The sequence below is a fragment of the Microbispora hainanensis genome (genome assembly GCF_036186745.1).
Classification (GTDB): domain Bacteria; phylum Actinomycetota; class Actinomycetes; order Streptosporangiales; family Streptosporangiaceae; genus Microbispora.
This window is the reverse complement of sequence record NZ_CP108086.1, coordinates 8,319,582-8,338,338: the sequence shown is the minus strand read 5'-3', so window position 1 is coordinate 8,338,338 and position 18,757 is coordinate 8,319,582. Positions and strand designations below refer to the sequence as shown.

Sequence of the window (18,757 nt, the reverse complement as noted above, 5' to 3'; positions counted from 1 at the left end):
GGCCCGCGTCCAGCGGCGCCATCGACAGCGCCTGCGTCGCGGGAACCGTGAGGAGCGTCGCCGTTCCCCGCGCTCGCCCTGCCGTCTCGGGGAACAGGTTTCGGCCGAACCGGAAAGGGTCACGGGGTGTCCCTGCCGACGGTAGGAGTCCCAGGGTCACGAACGTGTCACGATCACCTGTGGAACCGGGCGGACCGAAACGTCGCCGGATGTTGATCCTACGTTTCTTCATTGTTACCGCGAACAACAAACGTTACCGTCCTGTGTCTTTCACCACCTGGGCTTTGGGCTTACGTTGTCTCAAACAACATTCCCTGGAGCGGTGAACGCCGTGACCCGGCCCTGCCGTACCGGGTGGCCAAGGTGCCTGCAACCCACAAGATCTGCCCAGACGGCGGGAAGGGGCACCGGCTCGGCCGCACCCCCTCATAGACCCCCAGTCATAGAAAGGACCCACGCATCATGCGCAAGGGGATCCTCAGCATCGGCGCCGCCGCCGCGGCGCTCACCCTCGGTCTCACCGCCTGCGGGGGCGAGAGCGGTGACACCTCCGCGGACGCCAGCGGCGCCCCCTCGGCCGCCGCCGGCGACGCCAAGCCCGGCAAGATCGGCGTCATCCTGCCGGACAGCAAGTCCTCCGCCCGGTGGGAGACCGCCGACCGCAAGTACCTCCAGGAGGCCTTCGACGCCGCGGGCGTGCAGTCGGACATCCAGAACGCCCAGGGCGACAAGACCGCGTTCCAGACGATCGCGGACCAGATGATCACCAACGGCGCGACCGTCCTGATGATCGTCAACCTCGACAGCGGCACCGGCAAGGCCGTGCTGGACAAGGCCAAGTCGCAGGGTGTCGCGACGATCGACTACGACCGCCTCACGCTCGGCGGCAGCGCCTCCTACTACGTGTCGTTCGACAACACGGCGGTCGGCAAGCTGCAGGGCGAGGGCCTGGTCAAGTGCCTGACCGACAAGAAGGCCGACAAGCCGATCGTCGCCGAGCTGAACGGCTCGCCGACCGACAACAACGCGACGCTGTTCAAGCAGGGCTACGACAGCGTGCTGCAGCCGAAGTACGACTCCGGCGAGTACAAGAAGGGCCCGGACCAGTCGGTTCCCGACTGGGACAACACCCAGGCCGGCACGATCTTCGAGCAGATGCTCACCCAGGAGCCGAAGATCGCCGGTGTCCTCGCCGCCAACGACGGTCTCGGCAACGCCGCGATCTCGGTGCTGAAGAAGCAGAAGCTGAACGGCAAGGTCCCGGTCACCGGCCAGGACGCCACCGTGCAGGGCCTGCAGAACATCCTCGCCGGCGACCAGTGCATGACGGTCTACAAGGCCATCAAGAAGGAGGCCGACGCGGCCGCCCAGCTCGCGGTCTCGCTGGCCAAGGGTGAGCAGCCGCAGGTGAGCGGCTCGGTCAAGGACACCGAGGGCAACCGCGACGTCCCGTCCGTGCTGCTGGAGCCCCAGGCCATCTTCTTCGACAACGTCAAGGACGTCGTGGCCGACGGCTTCGTGAGCAAGGACGAGCTGTGCACCGGCGAGTTCGCCGACAAGTGCACCGAGGCCGGCATCAGCTAAGCACCATCCATCCACCGGGTGCGTACGGCGACGCGGACCCCCCTTAGCGGGTGACGTGCTGAGCCGCGACGAGCACCGTGCGGGGCGCCCTGTCCGGACAGGGCACCGTTCCGACCAGGCACAGGGCGCCCCGCACCGCCCGGAGCGACGAGAGGCGGCCCGGACAACGGCGCCGTACCGGCCCCATCGATCTACGGAGTAGCCCATCGTGTCCCAGGGACCGATCCTGGAACTGCGCGGCATCAACAAGAGCTTCGGCCCCGTGCAGGTCCTTCACGACGTCGCCTTCTCGGCCTACCCGGGTGAGGTGACAGCACTCGTCGGCGACAACGGCGCCGGCAAGTCGACGCTGGTCAAGTGCATCGGCGGCATCCACCCGATCGACTCGGGCGAATACTTCTTCGACGGCGAGCGGGTCCACGTGAGCGGGCCCAGGGACGCGGCGGCGCTGGGCGTCGAGATCGTCTACCAGGACCTCGCCCTCTGCGACAACCTCGACATCGTGCAGAACATGTTCCTGGGCCGTGAGCGCCGCAGCGGTCTGGTCCTGGACGAGGACACGATGGAGGAGATGGCGGCCAAGACGCTGGCCGGCCTGTCCGTCCGCACCGTCAAGTCGCTGCGCCAGCACGTCTCCAGCCTGTCCGGCGGTCAGCGGCAGACCGTGGCGATCGCCAAGGCCGTGCTCTGGAACAGCAAGGTCGTCATCCTCGACGAGCCGACCGCCGCCCTCGGCGTCGCGCAGACCGCCCAGGTGCTCGAACTGGTCCGCCGCCTGGCCGACAAGGGTCTCGCGGTGGTGCTCATCTCCCACAACATGAACGACGTCTTCGCCGTGTCCGACCGGATCGCGGCGCTGTACCTGGGACGGATGGCCGCCCAGGTCAAGGCGTCCGAAGTGACCCACGCGCAGATCGTGGAACTGATCACCTCCGGGCGCAGCGGGGAGCTCGGGCTCAAGAACGGCAACGGAGCGGCATCATGACAACCGAAACGCTCCCCAAGCAGGAGAACGCCGAGTCGTCGCTCGGCGTGCACGTCAAGGGCTATCTCGAGCGGATCAAGGGGGGTGAGCTGGGGGCCCTTCCCGCGGTCTTCGGCCTCATCATCCTCTGCGTGGTCTTCTCGGTCCTGCGCCCGGCCTTCCTCTCGGCGGTCAACTTCGCCAACCTCTTCACCCAGGGCGCGGCGGTCGCCGTCATCGCCATGGGCCTGATCTTCGTGCTCCTCCTCGGAGAGATCGACCTGTCCGCCGGTTTCGCGAGCGGCGTCTGCGCGGCGGTGCTCGCCGTGCTGCTCACCCTGCAGGGCTGGCCCTGGTATCTCGCGGTCCTGGCCGCGATGGTCACCGGCGCGGTCATCGGCCTGGTGCTCGGGTCGCTGGTGGCCAAGCTCGGCATCCCGTCCTTCGTGGTCACGCTGGCGGCGTTCCTGGCCTTCCAGGGCGTCGTCCTGCTGCTGGTGAAGGACGGCACCAACATCTCGATCCGCGACGAGACGATCCTCGCGATCGCCAACAAGAACGTCCCGCCGGTCGCCGGATGGGCGGCCCTGATCGTGGGCGTCGTCGCGTACGCCGCGATCCAGCTCCTGCAGGCGCGCCGCCGCGCGGCGCGCGGCCTGGTCGCCACCCCGATCGCGGTCATCGCCGCCCGGGTCGTGACGCTCGCGGTGGTCTCCGGGATCGCGGTGTACGTCCTCAACCTGGAGCGCAGCCGCAACGCGGCGCTCGTGTCGCTCAAGGGCGTGCCGATCGTCGTCCCGCTGATCGTGATCCTGCTGATCGTCTGGACCTTCGTGCTGCGGCGCACGGCGTACGGCCGGCACATCTACGCGGTCGGCGGCAACGCCGAGGCCGCCCGCCGGGCCGGCATCAACGTGGACCGCATCCGCATCTCCGCCTTCGTCATCTGCTCCTTCATGGCCTCGCTCGGCGGCATCATCGCGGCGTCGCGGGCCAACTCGGTCGACCCCAACACCGGCGGCAGCAACGTGCTGCTGTTCGCGGTGGGCGCGGCCGTCATCGGCGGCACCAGCCTCTTCGGCGGCAAGGGCCGGGCGCTCGACGCGCTGCTCGGCGGCGCGGTGGTCGCGGTCATCGAGAACGGCATGGGCCTCATGGGCTACAGCGCCGGCGTCAAGTTCGTCGTGACCGGTTCGGTGCTCCTGCTCGCCGCGGGTGTGGACGCCCTGTCGAGGAAGCGTGCGGCGGCGACCGGCAGAAGATGACGTGATCGGGCCCCGATAAGGTGATCTGCGACCCCTGACCTGGTCAGGTTCCCCCCGACCCCACGGAATCCGAGGCTCCCCCGATGATGCGCGCCGGTCCCTCACAGGAGGAGATCCGCAAGCACAACCTCGGGACGCTGCTGCGGCACGTCCATCTCGGAGGGCCGACGTCGCGGGCCGAGCTGACCTCGCTGATGGGGCTGAACCGGAGCACCATCATGGCGCTCACGGCGGACCTCACGGCGGCGGGCCTCGTCAGGGAGGAACTGCCCAAGGACACCGGCCGGGCCGGACGGCCGTCGCTGGTCGTCCGCCCGGAGACGGCCCGCGTCTACGTCCTGGCCTTCGAGGTGGGCGTCGACCGGCTGGCCGCCGCGCGCATCGGCCTCGGCGGGGTGATCCTCGACCGCCGTGAGGCCGCGCGGGCGCGCGGGGAGTTCGACATGGCGCAGGTCGTGGGGACGCTGGCGGGCTTCGCCCGGCAGATGCGGCGCAGGACGCGCGAGGACACGATCTGCGTCGGCGCGGCGGCGGCGGTCTCCGGGGTGGTCCGCGCCTCCGATGGCGTCGTCAGGATCGGGCCGAACATCGGCGCGTTCGAGGTGCCGCTGGGGGAGGAGCTGACCAAGCGGCTCGCGCTCGGGCTGCCCGTGGCGGTGGGCAACGAGGCGAACCTCGGCGCGCTCGCCGAGCACACCCGCGGCATCGGCGCGGGCTGCCGCGACCTCATCTACCTGCACGGCGACGTGGGCATCGGCGGCGGCATCATCGTGAACGGCCAGCTCCTCGGCGGGTACGGCGGGTATGGCGGCGAGGTGGGCCACATGGTGGTCAACCCCGACGGCCGCCCGTGCGCCTGCGGCTCGCGCGGCTGCCTGGAGGCCGAGGTGGGGGAGCCGGCGCTGATGGAGCACGCCGGACGGTACGGCGAGATGATCGGCAGGGACGCGGTCCGCGCCGTCGTCGACGCCGCCGACCGGGGCGACGTGATGGCCCAGGAGGCCCTCGCCCACGTGGGCAACTGGCTCGGGCTCGGCGTGGCCAGCCTGGTCAACGTCTTCAACCCCGAGATGGTCGTCTTCGGCGGCATCCTGCGGGAGATCTACCTGGGCTCGGCCGCCCAGGTGCGCAGCCGGATCGCCACCGGCACCCTGCGCGCGACCCGGGAGCAGGTGCGGCTGCGCACCTCGGCCCTGGGCGACGACGCGACGCTGATGGGGGCGGCCGAGCTGGCGTTCGCCCAGGTGCTCGCCGACCCCCTCGAAGCGTTGTCCCGGGTCGCCACCTGAACGTGGTCAGGCGACCTTGGAGACGGGAGCACGGAACGTGTCGCACGCCTGAGGGCCGCCACCCGCCCAGCCGCGCTTGAGCCAGTAGCGGATGTTGCGCGTCGTGCCGTGCCACATGTCGCCTTCGTCCGCCGTGAGCCACTCGTCCCAGTCGCGCCGGTCGCGGGCGAGCGAGGACCAGACGCTGCGGACGAAGGCGGCGGAGAAGCAGTCGGCCTGCAGCTCGATCCTGCGGTTGAGGTCGAGGGCCCGCTTTCCGCTCAGCGTGCGGGACCGCCGCTCGAACTCGGCCAGGATGCCGGCGCGGTCCTGCGCGTGGTGGCCGTACTCGTGGGCGACGACCGTGAAGAGCCCGAACCCCCTGGGGTCCGACAGCTCCTCCTTGGAGAGCATGATCCACAACGTCTTGTTCGCGGGGCAGTACAGGCTCGCCGCGTAGCTCGCCATGAACTGGCCGCAGCCCGTGTAGACGCTCTTCGTGATGTACCTCACCCGGGGCGGGGAGAACCGCAGCCCCGCCTGCCGGAACTTCTCGCTCCAGGCCCGGCGGAGGCAGCCGAGCAGGTCGTCCAGGTAGGCCCGGTAGGAGCCGAGGTCGTCGGCCCGCCGGGCCGGCTCGGTGCACGCGGAGGATCGGAACGCGCCCGTGGCGTAGAGCGGGTTCCTCGTCAGCGCTCCCGGCCCGGTGGGCACGGGCCGCGCCGAGGCGCCGGAGGCGTCCGCCGCACCGGTGAGGGGCAGGGCTCCCACCACCGCCGTGACCGCGACGGCGGCCGTGCGGAGGCTTATGCGAATCATCAGTGGGCATCCCAAGCGGACAGAGAGATAGTCAGGAATGTGGCGAATCGCCCGAAGATCCGGCAGCGCGGATGTTCCTTCTAGGGGATCATGAGGGTAGAGCAGGAGGAGGCGACGGGTAAAGCAGGATCGATGCCGGCGCCGGGAAGGTCTTGTGGAGGTTCGGTGCAACCCCTGATCCCCCCGCACCTTCCTCGAACTAGACTCGATCCGTTCGATGGCGAGCGGGAAGGATGAGCGGTGGGGATTCTGGAGACGATCAAGGACCCGCTCGACGTGAAGCGCCTTGAGGCCGGGGAACTGCCCGTGCTGGCGGCGGAGATCCGCGACCTGCTGGTCTCCTCCGTCGCGAAGACCGGCGGTCACCTCGGGCCCAACCTCGGCGTCGTCGAGCTGACCATCGCCCTCCACAGGGTCTTCGACTCGCCGCGCGACCCGATCCTGTTCGACACCGGCCACCAGGCGTACGTGCACAAGATGCTGACCGGCCGGTCCGGCCAGTTCGACATGCTGCGCCAGGAGGGCGGCCTGTCGGGATATCCCAGCCAGGCCGAGTCGGAGCACGACTTCATCGAGAACTCGCACGCCTCCACCGCCCTGTCGTACGCCGACGGGCTGGCCAAGGCGATCACCCTGCGCGGGGAGACCGGCCGCACGGTGGTGGCCGTGATCGGCGACGGCGCGCTCACCGGCGGCATGGCCTGGGAGGCGCTGAACAACATCGCCGGGCGCAAGGACCTGCCGCTGATCATCGTGGTCAACGACAACGGCCGGTCCTACTCGCCGACCATCGGCGGTCTCGCCTCCCACCTGTCGTCGCTGCGGATGAGCCAGGGCTACGAGCACGTGCTCGAACTGGTGAAGAACAACCTCGGCCGGGTGCCCGTGGTCGGCGCGCCGCTGTACGACACGCTGCACGGCATCAAGAAGGGCCTGAAGGACATCCTGACCCCGCAGGTCATGTTCGAGGACCTCGGGCTGAAGTACGTCGGCCCGATCGACGGCCACGATGAGGGGGCGGTGGAGGCCGCGCTGCGCCGCGCCAGGGGCTTCCGCGGGCCCGTCATCGTCCACGTGCTCACCCGCAAGGGCAACGGCTACAGCCACGCGGAGAACCACGACGAGGACTGCTTCCACGGTCCCGGCCCGTTCGACCCGCTGACCGGCGAGGAGCGGCCCAAGCCGCACAGCTGGACCAACGTGTTCAGCGAGGAGATCGTGAAGATCGGCCGTGAGCGGGACGACGTCGTCGCGATCACCGCGGCGATGCTCCACCCGGTCGGCCTGGCGGCGTTCGCCGAGGCGTACCCGGACCGGATCTACGACGTGGGCATCGCCGAGCAGCACGCCCTGACCAGCGCCGCCGGGCTCGCGCTCGGCGGTCTTCACCCCGTCGTGGCCCTCTACGCGACGTTCCTCAACCGGGCCTTCGACCAGCTCCTTATGGACGTGGCGCTGCACCGCCTGCCGGTCACCGTCGTGCTCGACCGCTCGGGCGTGACGGGAGACGACGGCGCCAGCCACAACGGCATGTGGGACCTGTCGATCCTCCAGGTGATCCCCGGGCTCTCGATCGCCGTCCCGCGCGACGGCGCGCGGCTGCGCGAGCTGCTGGCCGAGGCGGTCCGGATCGAGGACGGCCCGACGGTGGTCCGCTACCCCAAGGGCGGCCTGCCCGCGGACGTCGAGGCGGTCGGCAAGCTCGGCGAGATGGACGTGCTCCGCGCCGGCGACGCCGACGTGCTGCTGGTCGCGGTCGGCCCGATGGCCGAGGTCTGCCTGGAGGCCGCGAACCTCCTCGACGCGCAGGGCATCTCCACCACCGTGGTCGACCCCCGCTGGGTGAAGCCGCTCGACGAGGCGCTGGCGCTGGCCGCCGCCGCGCACAAGCTGGTCGTCGTGGTGGAGGACAACGGCCGGGTCGGCGGCGTGGGCGACGCCGTGGCGCGCCTGCTGCGCGACGCCGACGTGGACGTGCCGGTGCGGACCTACGGCATCCCCCAGCGCTTCCTCGACCACGCCAAGCGGGCCAAGATCCTCTCCGATATCGGCCTGACCGGGCAGGACCTCGCCCGCCAGATCACCGAGGCCGTGGCGCGCCGGTCGCAGGTGATGGAGAGCCATCCCGCGCGGCTCGTGCAGCCCACCGATTGACAACCAGGAGTAATACCGGTGTGACCGGGAAGTCTGCAGGTCATCGACGTGATGAGGAGCCTGCGGATGAGCCTTTTCCGGACGAAGCCGGTCGAACAGTCGATTGAGGATGCCGAAGGCGGCGAGCATCGGCTCAGGCGCAGCCTGAGCGCTCTCGACCTCACCGTCTTCGGCATCGGCGTCATCGTGGGCACCGGCATCTTCGTGCTGACCGGTGTGGCGGCGCGCAACACGGCCGGCCCGGCCGTCGCGATCTCCTTCGTGATCGCCGGGATCGTGTGCGCGCTCGCGGCCCTGTGCTACGCCGAGTTCGCCGCCACCGTCCCGGTCGCGGGCTCGGCCTACACCTACGCGTACGCCACGATCGGCGAGTTCCCGGCCTGGATCATCGGCTGGGACCTGATGCTGGAACTGGCACTGGGCGCGGCGGTGGTCGCCTCGGGCTGGTCGGGCTACTTCGCCTCGCTGCTGAAGAACTTCGGCGTCTATCTGCCGCCGTCCATCGCCGGCGACGAGGCCGTCTTCAACATCCCGGCGGCGGTGATCGTGATCCTGCTGACCGGGGTCCTGGTGGCCGGGATCAAGATGTCGGCCCGCTTCAACGGCGCCATGGTCGCGGTCAAGCTGGCCGTCGTGCTCCTCGTGATCATCGCCGGGCTGTTCTTCATCAAGGGTGCCAACTACCAGCCGTTCGTCCCCCCGCCTCACCACATGGCCGCCGGGGAGGGCATGAAGGCCCCGCTCATCCAGGTGCTGTTCGGCGTGCAGCCGGTCGCGTACGGCGTCTTCGGCGTCTTCACCGCCGCGGCCCTGGTGTTCTTCGCCTACATCGGCTTCGACGTCGTGGCGACCGCGGCCGAGGAGACCCGCCGCCCGCAGCGCGACCTGCCCATCGGGATCATCGCCTCGCTGGTCGTCTGCACGATCCTCTACGTGGCGGTCTCGCTCGTGGTCGTCGGCATGCAGCACTATTCGGAGCTCAGCGCGTCTGCCCCGCTCGCGGACGCGTTCCGGTCGGTGGGCCAGCCCTGGATGGCCACGCTGATCAGCATCGGAGCCATCGCCGGGCTCACCACCGTCGTGATGATCCTCATGCTGGGCCAGAGCCGGGTGCTGTTCGCGATGTGCCGTGACAGCCTGCTGCCCCGGTCCCTCGCCAAGGTCCACCCGACGTTCCGCACGCCGTACCGGATCACGATCGTCATCGGCGCGGCCACCGCGGTGCTCGCGGCGCTGATCCCGCTGAGCGCCATCGCGGAGCTGGTGAACATCGGCACGCTGTTCGCCTTCGTGATCGTCGCGGTGGCCGTGATGATCCTCCGCAGGACCCGTCCCGACCTGCCCCGCTCCTTCCGCACCCCGTTCGTGCCGGTGGTGCCCATCCTGTCGGTGCTGGCCTCGGCCTACCTGATGCTCAACCTGCCCGTGGAGACCTGGATCCGGTTCTTCGCCTGGATGGTCGTCGGCGCCGTCGTCTACTTCCTGTACGGCCGGCGCCGCAGCAGGGTGGCCGCTACAACCCCTGGGGAAGCAGTCCTCGAACGGTGAGCACGGCGCCCACGACGGCCAGCAGCGCGCCGCTCGCGCCCAGCAGCAGGCGGTAGCCGCGGGGGGTCAGCCGGTGCCGCCCGGCCCCCACGGCCCCCGCCAGCGCCACCTTGGAACCCACCAGGACCAGATAGAACCCGCCCACGAAGACCAGCGCGTACGCCGGGGCGTGGTCCCACGCCGAGACGAAGATCGGTGAGCCCACCGCGATCCAGAACAGCCACGGGTGGGGGTTGAGCATGTTCACCACCACCCCGCGCAGGATCTCCCGGGCCGAGGAGGGCGCGTCCTCGCCGGGCCGGGGCGGCAGGGCCGTACGGGCCTCGCGCAGCGTCTCCACGCCGAGGTGGACGACGTAGAGCCCGCCTCCGACCGCCAGCACGCGCAGGAGCACCTGCGGCAGCGCCCCGACCGCCGTCACGGCGAGCAGCACCACGGGCAGGTCGGACAGCAGCGGCACGCAGGCCAGGCGCACCCCCGAGCGGAACCCGCCGCGCAGGCTCGCCGTGATGACGAGCGTCAGCAGCGCGCCGGGCGTGACCCCCGCGCCCAGGCCGAGGCTGAGCCCCATCAGCAGTTCCGTCACGCCGCTTACCTCCCGTTTCGTCCGCACGAGAGGCTATCGCCGGTCGCACACCGGAAGCGCGCGGCGGACGAGGTCAGGCCTTGCCGCCGTTCCCTGGTTCGCATTCGCATGGCGCCTGCCGCGGATGGAAATCATGTCGTTTCCGCCGGCGATTCGGGCAGATTTTCAAGCGCTCTGTCGTGGCGGTGGAATGCCGGGGAGCCGCGAGGTCCGGATCTCCGGCGCCGCGGAGGCGCCTGCCGGGTGGTGTCCGCACGGGAGTGACGGCCGGTGTCTTGAGCGGCGGAAACGGTCTTGTGTTTCCAAAATGTATCAATTACCTTGACTTGGTGGAATCGCGGGCTGAAAAGGCGCGCGTCGAAAAGTTTCACATTCCATCAATTGGGTCGAGTCGATGGGCGGGACCGACCACTGCGGGCCATCAAGGGAGTTTCGGCATGGCGTTATTCCAGCGTGGCAGCGCGCGCCCCACGGGCGCCCGCAGACTCTCGGCGGTGATCGCCGCTGGAGTCACGGCGGTCGCGGCGGTGTCACTCACGCCGCGACCGGCGGAGGCGGACACGCCCTGGGTGAGCGTCTCGGACGACGGCTACCTGGCGATCAGCATCCCGGCGGCCGCCGTCGAGGCCAGTGTCGGCCAGGTGTCGGAGCTGGCCGTCGAGGGGAACTTCGGCCCCTCCTTCGCATGGGCGGAGTATGGCCTGACCCGCCGGGGCGACCTCTGGTGGGGAGCACTCGGCCCGCTCAAGCCGGGGCTGTACGCCTACCAGGTCACGGGCGACAACACCAAGAGCCTCAAGGACCCGACGAACAGCACCACCGTGGCGTCCAAGCCCCTGTGGAGCACCTTCCTCGTGCCGGGCGAGTCCGTACGCCTGCTGGCGGACGCGCCGCAGGGACAGGGCGGCCGGGTCGAGACCCTGACCTACCGGGTCAAGAAGGAGGAGCGGTCGGCGCTGGTGTGGACGCCGCCGGGCTACCAGGCGAAGGACCCCAAGGGCCCCAAGGGCGCGGACGGCCCCAAGGGCGCGGACGGCCCCAAGGGCCCGGACGGCCCTAAGGGGCCGAAGGGTCCCGAGGGCCCGAAGGGCTACCCGGTGCTGTTCCTGCAATCCGGCAAGGGACAGAGCGCCACCGACTGGCTCGATCTCGGCCGGGCCAAGCAGATCCTCGACAACCTGTCGGCCCAGAAGGCCATCGAGCCGATGGTGGTGGTGATCAGCGACGGTGACGACGACAAGGACCTGAAGGACCTCGGCAAGGCGGTCGGGGACAGGTATGACGTCCTGCGCGACCCGGCGCACCAGGCGATCGCCGGTGTGGCCGAGGGCGGGACGCTGGCGCTGCGCGCCGCTCTCACCGGGGGGCCGGGTCGGTTCGCCTACGCCGGCTCGTTCTCCGGCCTGCTGACGGACGCCGGGGGGCCGGACGCCCGGGCGATCGGCCACGACCTCAAGCTGCTGCGGCTGTACACCGGGAACGTGACCGATCCCGCGTACAACGCGACCGTCCGCCTGACGAAGGCGCTGGACCATGCCCGGGTCAGGTACGAGTTCGACGGGGTCAACCCCGACGGCGGGGCGAACTGGAACGCCTGGCAGGAGAACCTGATCGACTTCTTGCCGCGGCTGTTCCGCAACGCCCCGGACCACGGTCCGAGCGCCGGTCACGGACCGCTGAAGGGCGAGTTCCATCCGCCCGCGCCCGGCACCACGCCGACGCCGTACGTGTCCGAGGACGGGTTCGTCACGTTCGAGACCACGACGGAGTTCAAGGACGCCGACCACGTCACGGTGTGGGCGAACGACGCTCCCAACGGGAGCTGGCTCCGTATCCCGATGTCCCGCGACGGCGACCGGTGGCGGGTGACCGTGGGTCCGCTGGAGCCGTGGTTCTACTACTACCAGTGGATCGTGGACCGGGTCGCGGCCAAGGACACGTCGAACCCGACCAAGGTGACCTCCGAGCCCAACTGGAGCTCCTTCTTCATCCCCGGTGAGAGGTCGCGCCTGCTCTCGGACGTTCCCGCCGGTCAGGGTGGGAAGGTCGAGAGCCTGACGTACCACAGCAACGTCGTGAACGAGGACCGGACGGCGCTGGTGTGGACCCCGCCCGGCTATGACGCCGAGCGCGCGGAGCCCTATCCCGTTCTCTACCTCCAGCACGGCAGCGGCCAGAGCTACACCGACTGGGTCGAGATGGGACGCGCCAAGCAGATCCTCGACCACGAGTTCCTCGACGGGAAGCTCGTGCCGATGGTGGTCGTGATGGGCAACGGCAACGTGCCCGACTTCGGCAAGGAGCTGCTGGACGACATCGTCCCGGCGGCCCGCGCCCACTACAACGTCTCCGGCGACCCGGCGCAGCAGGCCCTCGCCGGGCTCTCGATGGGCGGCGTGCAGACGCTCGGCGTGCTGAAGGACTATCCGGGCCGGTTCGCGTACGTCGCGGCGTTCTCGGCCTGGTTCGGCGACGGCACCGGCGTCGACGCGGCGGCGATCAACAACGGGACCAAGATGCTGCGCCTGTACGTCGGCGACCAGACCGACTTCGTGCAGCCGTTCTTCCTGGGGTCCCTGCCCACCTTGGACAGCCTCGGCATCCGCTACGAGTTCGACGGGGTCACCCCCGGACCGCACGGCTGGGACGTGTGGCAGAAGAACCTCATCGACCTGGCGCCGCGCCTGTTCAAGCGCTGATCGACCACCGTCGCGGCGCGGTCGCTCCTGCTGCGGGCGACCGCGCCGCGCCCGTTCCACCGCGCCGTGTACGGCACGCAGCGGGAGGGCCGTGGCGGACTCCCGCAGCGGGGAGCGAGCGCGGCGCCCCGTCGCGCTCGCAGAGAGGGATCAGTGACGCACCAGCCGGGCGCGGTGGGCGCGGTTGATATCGATGAGCCGGTCGAGGGCGTCGCGGGCCTGGACGAGCTCGTCGATGTTGCGGTTGATCCGGTCCCGCTCCTGGACCAGCCGCTCGAACGCCTCGTCGGAGTTCCGCTCGCTCGGCGAGTCGACACAGGGGAGCACCTCGGCGATCGTCCGGCTGGACAGCCCCGCGCCGTACATGCGCTGGATGAGCCGCACCCGCTCGACCTCGCCGTCGGTGTAGTGGCGCTGGCCGCTGGGGCTGCGCGTGCTGGTGAGCAGGCCCTGCTCCTCGTAGTAGCGCAGGGAACGGACGCTCACCCCGGCCCGCGCCGCCAGCTCGCCGATTCGCATCGCGCCTCCTTGAGAGAAACCCGGCTCTAACGCTTGCATCTGACGTCAATGTCAGGTCTTAGCGTAGTCGCGTGTCCAGCCGGCGGACGCGTCCCTCTGCAGGAACGTCTGGAAAGGCACGCAGGAATGACGACCCTTTTCGACCGCCACCAGCTTGGTTCGCTGACCCTGCCCAACCGTGTGGTGATGGCCCCGATGACCCGGGTCCGCGCGGCGGCGGGCGGCCTGGCGACACCGTCGATGGCGACCTACTACGCCCAGCGCGCCACCGCCGGGCTCATCGTGACCGAGGGCGTGCAGCCGAGCCTCGTCGGGCAGTCCAACCCCGGCACGCCCGGGCTGCACACCGACGAGCAGGTCGCGTCGTGGCGGCCGGTCACCGACGCGGTCCACACCAACGGCGGCCGCATCTTCGCCCAGCTCATGCACGGAGGCCGCGTCTCCCACCCCGACACCACGGGAACGCAGCCCGTGGGTCCCTCGGCCGTCCCCGCGCCCGGCGAGGTGTTCACCCCGTCGGGGCCCAAGCCGGCGCCCGTGCCGAGGGCGCTGGAGACCGCAGAGGTGCCCGAGCACGCCCTGTCGTACGCGCGGGCCGCCGTCCGGGCGGTCGACGCCGGCTTCGACGGCGTCGAACTGCACGGTGCGAACGGCTATCTCATCTCCCAGTTCCTGTCGAGCACCGCCAACCTGCGCACCGACGCGTACGGCGGGTCGATCGAAGGCCGCATCCGCTTCGCGGTGGAGGCCGTGACGGCGACGGTCGAGGCGGTGGGCGGCGACCGTACGGGCATCCGGCTCTCGCCGGGCGCGGGTCTGTGGGGCGCGGAGGAGCACGACGTCCCCGAGCTGTACGGCGCGCTCCTCGCCGCGCTGGCTCCCCTGAATCTCGCCTACATCCACCTGGAGGCCACCACGGACGAGGACGTGCTGGTCGAGCTGCGCAAGGCCTGGCCCGGCACGCTCATCGTCAACCCGGCCTTCCCGACGGGCCCCCGGAAGACGGACAAGGCGGCGGCCGATCACTGGCTGGGGCTCGGCGCCGACCTGATCAGCTTCGGCCGCGCGTTCATCGCCAACCCCGACCTCGTGGAGCGGCTGCGCCAGGGGCTGCCCATCGCGCCGGACGACAAGGCCACCTGGTATCAGGGCGGCGACGCGGGCTACCTCACTTACCCCGCCTACCACCACGCGGCCTGACCGCGTACGGAACCGCGGCGAGCCGTCGCGCCGATGTGGCGTGACGGCTCGCCGCGCGGTCCCGTGCTCTGCTTCGGAGCTTCTGGAGGTGGCCCACCTCAGCCTCCTCGGAAGCGGTAGAGCGCCTTCCCCCGTAGCAGGCAGACCGTCACCCTCAGCGCGGGCTTCGGCTCGGATCGACGACGAGCTTGAACACCTACACATCGATCCCGCGAGCGGCGAGGATCTCGCGCCATGGCTTCCCCTCGGAGCGGGGTTCCCCGGCGAGGACATGTTCGGCCCGTTCGTGCATCTGCCGGCGGCCTTGGGGATCGCGCACCGAGTCGCAGGCGGAGATCCACCACCGGTGCACGAACGCGTTCAGCGCCCCCAGGTCCAAGCTGACCCTGACCTCGTCGAGCACTGCCTTGAGTCCCGCGTCGAACGCCTCGCGGTCCTGGGGAACGACCAACGCGGCGCGGATGGCCCGCAGGTTCTTCTCGGGCAACGGCGTCTCACGGGACACGAAGTCGTGCGGTTGCGCTGTCATGGCCTGCTCCCTTCCCGCTCATAGAGCGTACAGAGAAGGGCCGACATCTTCCGGGCCGGCGGAGCGGGAAGGCGGAGCCGTCAGGCCGGTGACTGGTGCGGTGGATCACCGGGGCCCCGCGCGACAGGGGCCCCGGTGATCCGCCAGAGCCGGCGAAAGCCGGCTCGCTCAGCCGGTTCAGGACGGTTCAGGCCGATTCAGGCTGGTTCAGGCAGGTACGGAGGCGACGCCGGGCTCCAGGAAGCGGGAGCCGGTGACCTCCGCGGAGATGCCCGTACGGTCGAGATAGGGCGTGATGCCGCCGGTGTGGAACGGCCAGCCGGCGCCCAGGATCATGCACAGGTCGATGTCCTGCGGCGCGGCGACCACGCCCTCGTCGAGCATGAGCCGGATCTCCTGGGCGAGGGCCCGCAGCGCGCGCAGCCGCACCTCCTCGCCCGTGGACGGGGACGAGCCGCCCTCGAACAGCGCGCGCACCTCCGGGTCGATCTGGAAGTCCGCGCCGTAGAGGCCGGGCTTGCCCGCCGCGACCAGCTTGGCGAGGTTCTCCGATACGCCGAACCGGTCGGGGAACGCCGCGTGCATGGTCTCGGCGACGTGCAACGCGACGGCCGGGCCGACGAGCTGGAGCAGCGCGAACGGCGTCATCGGCAGGCCGAGCGAGTCGAGCGCGTGGTCGGCGACCTCCAGCGGGGTGCCCTCGTCGGCCGCCGCCGTGACCTCGCCCATGAAGCGGGTCAGCAGCCGGTTGACGACGAACGCGGGCGCGTCCTTGACCAGCACGCACGACTTCTTCAGCGTCTTGCCGACTGCGAAGGCCGTGGCCAAGGTCGCGTCGTCGGTGGCGGCGCCCCGGACGATCTCCAGCAGCGGCAGCACCGCGACCGGGTTGAAGAAGTGGAAGCCCACGACCCGCTCGGGGTGCCGCAGGCCGGACGCCATGTCGGTGACCGACAGCGACGAGGTGTTGGTGGCGAGCACACAGGTCTCGGAGACGACCTCCTCCACCTCGGCGAAGACCTTCTGCTTCACGGCGAGGTCCTCGAACACCGCCTCGATCACGAAGTCGGCGTCGGCGAAGACGTCCTTCGTCAGCGACCCGGTCACCAGGCCCTTCAGCCGGTTGGCCTGGTCGGCGGAGATCCGGCCCTTGCCGAGCAGCTTGTCGACCTCGGCGTGCACATATCCCACGCCCTTGTCGAGCCGGGCCTGGTCGAGGTCGGTCAGCACGACCGGCACCTCCAGACGGCGGGCGAACAGCAGCGCGAGCTGCGAGGCCATCAGCCCGGCGCCCACCACGCCGACCTTGGTGACCGGGCGGGCGAGCGACTTGTCCGGCGCGCCCGCCGGCCGCTTGGCCCGGCGCTGCACCAGGTCGAAGGCGTACAGCCCGGCCCGCAGCTCGTCGCTCATGAGCAGGTCGGCCAGCGCCTCGTCCTCGGCGGCGAAGCCCTCGTCGCGCGACGCCGTACGGGCCAGGGCCACGAGGTCGAGCGCCCGGTAGGGCGCGGGGGAGGCGCCCCGCAGCTTGAGGTCGACGAGGGTCCTGGCCTGGTCGATCACCGGCGCCCAGTCTTCGGCGGTATGGTCGGCCCGCTCGACGGCGATCTCGCCGCGCAGCACCTGGGCGGCCCACCGCAGTGATTCCTCGATGAAGTCGGCGGGCTCGAACATCGCGTCGGCGACGCCGAGGGCGTACGCGTCCCTGCCCTTGATCATGCGGTTCTGCGACAGCGGGTTCTCGATGATGAGCTTGAGCGCCTTCTCCGGGCCGATCAGGCGGGGGAGGAGCTGGGTGCCGCCCCATCCGGGCACCAGGCCGAGGAAGCACTCCGGCAGCGCGATCGCCGGGACGCCTGACGACACGGTGCGGTAGGTGCAGTGCAGGGCGATTTCCAGCCCGCCGCCCATCGCCGCGCCGTTGACGAACGCGAACGACGGCACGTCCAGCTCGCCGAGGCGGCGGAACACGTGGTGCCCGAGCCGCCCGATGGCGAGCGCCTCCTCGCGGGAGGACACCGCCGCCGCGCCCTTGAGGTCGGCCCCGACGGCGAAGATGAACGGCTTGCCGACGACGCCGACGGCCGCCAGGTCGGAGCGGGCGGCGATCGCGTCGAGCGCGTCGTTCAGCGCGAACAGGCCGTGCGGGCCGAACGTGTTGGGCTTGGTGTGGTCGAGGCCGTTGTCGAGCGTGATCAGGGCCATCGTGCCCGCGCCGTACGGAAGCTCGACGTCGCGCACGAGCGCCTTGGTGACGACCTCGTCGGCGTTCTTGCCCTCCAGGAGGGCCTTGCAGGTCTCGATCGTGCTCATGCGAGGTTCTCCCAGATGACGGTGCCGCCCATGCCCATGCCGACGCACATCGTGGTGATCCCGTAGCGGACGTCCGGACGCTCGGCGAACTCCCGCGACAGATGCGTCATCAGCCGCACGCCCGACGACGCGAGCGGGTGGCCGAACGCGATCGCGCCGCCGTACGGGTTGACCCGGGGGTCGTCGTCGGCGATGCCGAAGTGCTCCAGGAAGGCCAGCACCTGGACGGCGTACGCCTCGTTGATCTCGATCAGGCCGATGTCGCCGATGGACAGCCCGGCCAGGCGCAGCGCGCGCTCGGTGGAGGGGATCGGCCCGATGCCCATGACCTCGGGGTCGACGCCGGCGAAGGCGTACGACACCAGCCGCATGCGCGGGGTGAGGCCGAACTCGCGGGCCACGTCCTCGGCGGCCACGATGCAGCCGGTCGCGCCGTCGTTGATGCCGGAGGCGTTGCCCGCCGTGACCCGCCCGTGCGGCCGGAAGGGGGTCTTCAGCCCGCGCAGGCCCTCCATCGTCGTGCCGGGGCGCGGGGGCTCGTCCACGGTGGCCAGGCCCCAGCCTTCGGCGGCCTTGCGGGTGGCCATCGGCACGAGGTCGCGCTGGATCTTGCCGTCGGCGTACGCCTTGGCGGCCTTCTCCTGGGAGGCGACGGCGAAGGCGTCGGCGCGCTCCTTGGTGATGGACGGATAGCGGTCGTGCAGGTTCTCCGCGGTCATGCCCATGACCAGCGCCGAGCCGTCCACGAGCTGCTCGGACAGGAACCGGGGGTTGGGGTCCACCCCCTCGCCCATGGGGTGGCGGCCCATGTGCTCGACGCCGCCGGCGATGGCCACGTCGTACGCGCCGAAGGAGATGCCGCCCGCCACGGTGGTGACGGCGGTCATCGCGCCGGCGCACATGCGGTCGATGGCGTAGCCGGGGACCGACTTCGGCAGGCCGGCGAGCACCGCCGCGGCCCGGCCGATGGTCAGGCCCTGGTCGCCGATCTGGGTGGTGGCCGCGATGGCGACCTCGTCCACCCGCTCCGGGGGGAGGCCGGGGTTGCGCCGCATCAGCTCGCGGATGACGCGGACTACCAGGTCGTCGGCACGCGTCTCGGCGTACAGGCCCTTCGGGCCCGACTTGCCGAAAGGCGTCCGAACGCCGTCGACGAAGACGACTTCACGGGACGCAGGCACGGGTTCGCTCCTACTTGTCAGTAGCTTCCGGAATCCTATGCTACTGGCCGGTAACCGGTTCTGGCATCGGTGGGCCGGTGGCGTTTGTGAATGATCGTTAATCGGTCGGCAACCGGTGTGAATCAGTA

Annotated in this window: 14 protein-coding genes; 8 read left to right on the top strand and 6 right to left on the bottom strand. The window is 70.5% G+C overall.

Annotated features, from left to right (window positions below; genetic code table 11):
* Positions 1–462: 462 nt before the first annotated feature.
* The 4 genes from OHB01_RS37740 (at position 463) to OHB01_RS37725 (ending at position 5,102) form a co-directional block, all read left to right on the top strand.
* Positions 463–1,584 carry a sugar ABC transporter substrate-binding protein gene (locus tag OHB01_RS37740; protein WP_142645484.1) on the top strand — a complete coding sequence of 374 codons (1,122 nt, stop codon included), beginning with the start codon at positions 463–465 and terminating at the stop codon, positions 1,582–1,584.
* 208 nt (positions 1,585–1,792) lie between these two features.
* Entirely contained in the window at positions 1,793–2,569 is a 777-nt protein-coding gene (locus OHB01_RS37735; protein WP_030505450.1) for an ATP-binding cassette domain-containing protein, read from the top strand.
* Entirely contained in the window at positions 2,566–3,813 is a 1,248-nt protein-coding gene (locus tag OHB01_RS37730; protein ID WP_142645483.1) for a sugar ABC transporter permease, read from the top strand. The genes OHB01_RS37735 and OHB01_RS37730 overlap by 4 nt, the downstream gene beginning before the upstream one ends.
* A gap of 83 nt (positions 3,814–3,896) precedes the next feature.
* Positions 3,897–5,102, top strand: coding sequence for an ROK family transcriptional regulator (locus tag OHB01_RS37725; RefSeq protein WP_147942419.1), 1,206 nt, complete (start codon positions 3,897–3,899; stop codon positions 5,100–5,102).
* 6 nt (positions 5,103–5,108) lie between these two features.
* Here the strand turns inward: OHB01_RS37725 and OHB01_RS37720 are convergent, their stop codons facing one another.
* The gene (locus OHB01_RS37720; protein ID WP_328854648.1) at positions 5,109–5,900 is read right to left on the bottom strand and encodes a neutral zinc metallopeptidase; all 792 of its coding nucleotides are present in this window, start codon (positions 5,898–5,900) and stop codon (positions 5,109–5,111) included.
* A gap of 240 nt (positions 5,901–6,140) precedes the next feature.
* On the opposite strand from OHB01_RS37720, the gene dxs reads away from it, so the two are divergent.
* On the top strand, positions 6,141–8,054 hold the full coding sequence (dxs, locus tag OHB01_RS37715; RefSeq protein WP_147942417.1) for a 1-deoxy-D-xylulose-5-phosphate synthase: 1,914 nt from the start codon (positions 6,141–6,143) through the stop codon (positions 8,052–8,054).
* A 66-nt stretch (positions 8,055–8,120) separates the two neighbouring features.
* Positions 8,121–9,602: an amino acid permease gene (locus tag OHB01_RS37710; RefSeq protein ID WP_147942416.1), complete on the top strand. Its 1,482-nt coding sequence runs from the start codon at positions 8,121–8,123 to the stop codon at positions 9,600–9,602.
* Here OHB01_RS37710 and OHB01_RS37705 read toward each other — a convergent pair.
* Positions 9,568–10,188 carry a LysE family translocator gene (locus OHB01_RS37705; protein ID WP_142645478.1) on the bottom strand — a complete coding sequence of 207 codons (621 nt, stop codon included), beginning with the start codon at positions 10,186–10,188 and terminating at the stop codon, positions 9,568–9,570. The genes OHB01_RS37710 and OHB01_RS37705 overlap by 35 nt on opposite strands.
* A 494-nt stretch (positions 10,189–10,682) precedes the next feature.
* Here OHB01_RS37705 and OHB01_RS37700 point away from each other — a divergent pair, with 494 nt between their 5' ends.
* Positions 10,683–12,887: an alpha/beta hydrolase gene (locus OHB01_RS37700; RefSeq protein ID WP_328710585.1), complete on the top strand. Its 2,205-nt coding sequence runs from the start codon at positions 10,683–10,685 to the stop codon at positions 12,885–12,887.
* A 150-nt stretch (positions 12,888–13,037) separates the two neighbouring features.
* Here OHB01_RS37700 and OHB01_RS37695 read toward each other — a convergent pair whose 3' ends face one another.
* Positions 13,038–13,406, bottom strand: coding sequence for a MerR family transcriptional regulator (locus tag OHB01_RS37695; RefSeq protein WP_142645476.1), 369 nt, complete (start codon positions 13,404–13,406; stop codon positions 13,038–13,040).
* Between the two features lie 126 nt (positions 13,407–13,532).
* Between OHB01_RS37695 and OHB01_RS37690 the strand changes: the two genes are divergently transcribed.
* Positions 13,533–14,606: an alkene reductase gene (locus OHB01_RS37690; protein ID WP_328710583.1), complete on the top strand. Its 1,074-nt coding sequence runs from the start codon at positions 13,533–13,535 to the stop codon at positions 14,604–14,606.
* Positions 14,607–14,802: 196 nt separating this feature from the next.
* Here OHB01_RS37690 and OHB01_RS37685 read toward each other — a convergent pair whose 3' ends face one another.
* From OHB01_RS37685 to OHB01_RS37675, 3 genes are all read right to left on the bottom strand, one after another.
* On the bottom strand, positions 14,803–15,135 hold the full coding sequence (locus OHB01_RS37685) for a DUF6247 family protein (protein ID WP_328854647.1): 333 nt from the start codon (positions 15,133–15,135) through the stop codon (positions 14,803–14,805).
* Positions 15,136–15,342: 207 nt separating this feature from the next.
* Positions 15,343–17,448 carry a 3-hydroxyacyl-CoA dehydrogenase NAD-binding domain-containing protein gene (locus tag OHB01_RS37680; protein WP_142645474.1) on the bottom strand — a complete coding sequence of 702 codons (2,106 nt, stop codon included), beginning with the start codon at positions 17,446–17,448 and terminating at the stop codon, positions 15,343–15,345.
* Positions 17,445–18,629 carry a thiolase family protein gene (locus OHB01_RS37675; RefSeq protein WP_142645473.1) on the bottom strand — a complete coding sequence of 395 codons (1,185 nt, stop codon included), beginning with the start codon at positions 18,627–18,629 and terminating at the stop codon, positions 17,445–17,447. Before OHB01_RS37675 ends, OHB01_RS37680 begins: the two co-directional genes overlap by 4 nt.
* Positions 18,630–18,757: the final 128 nt, after the last annotated feature.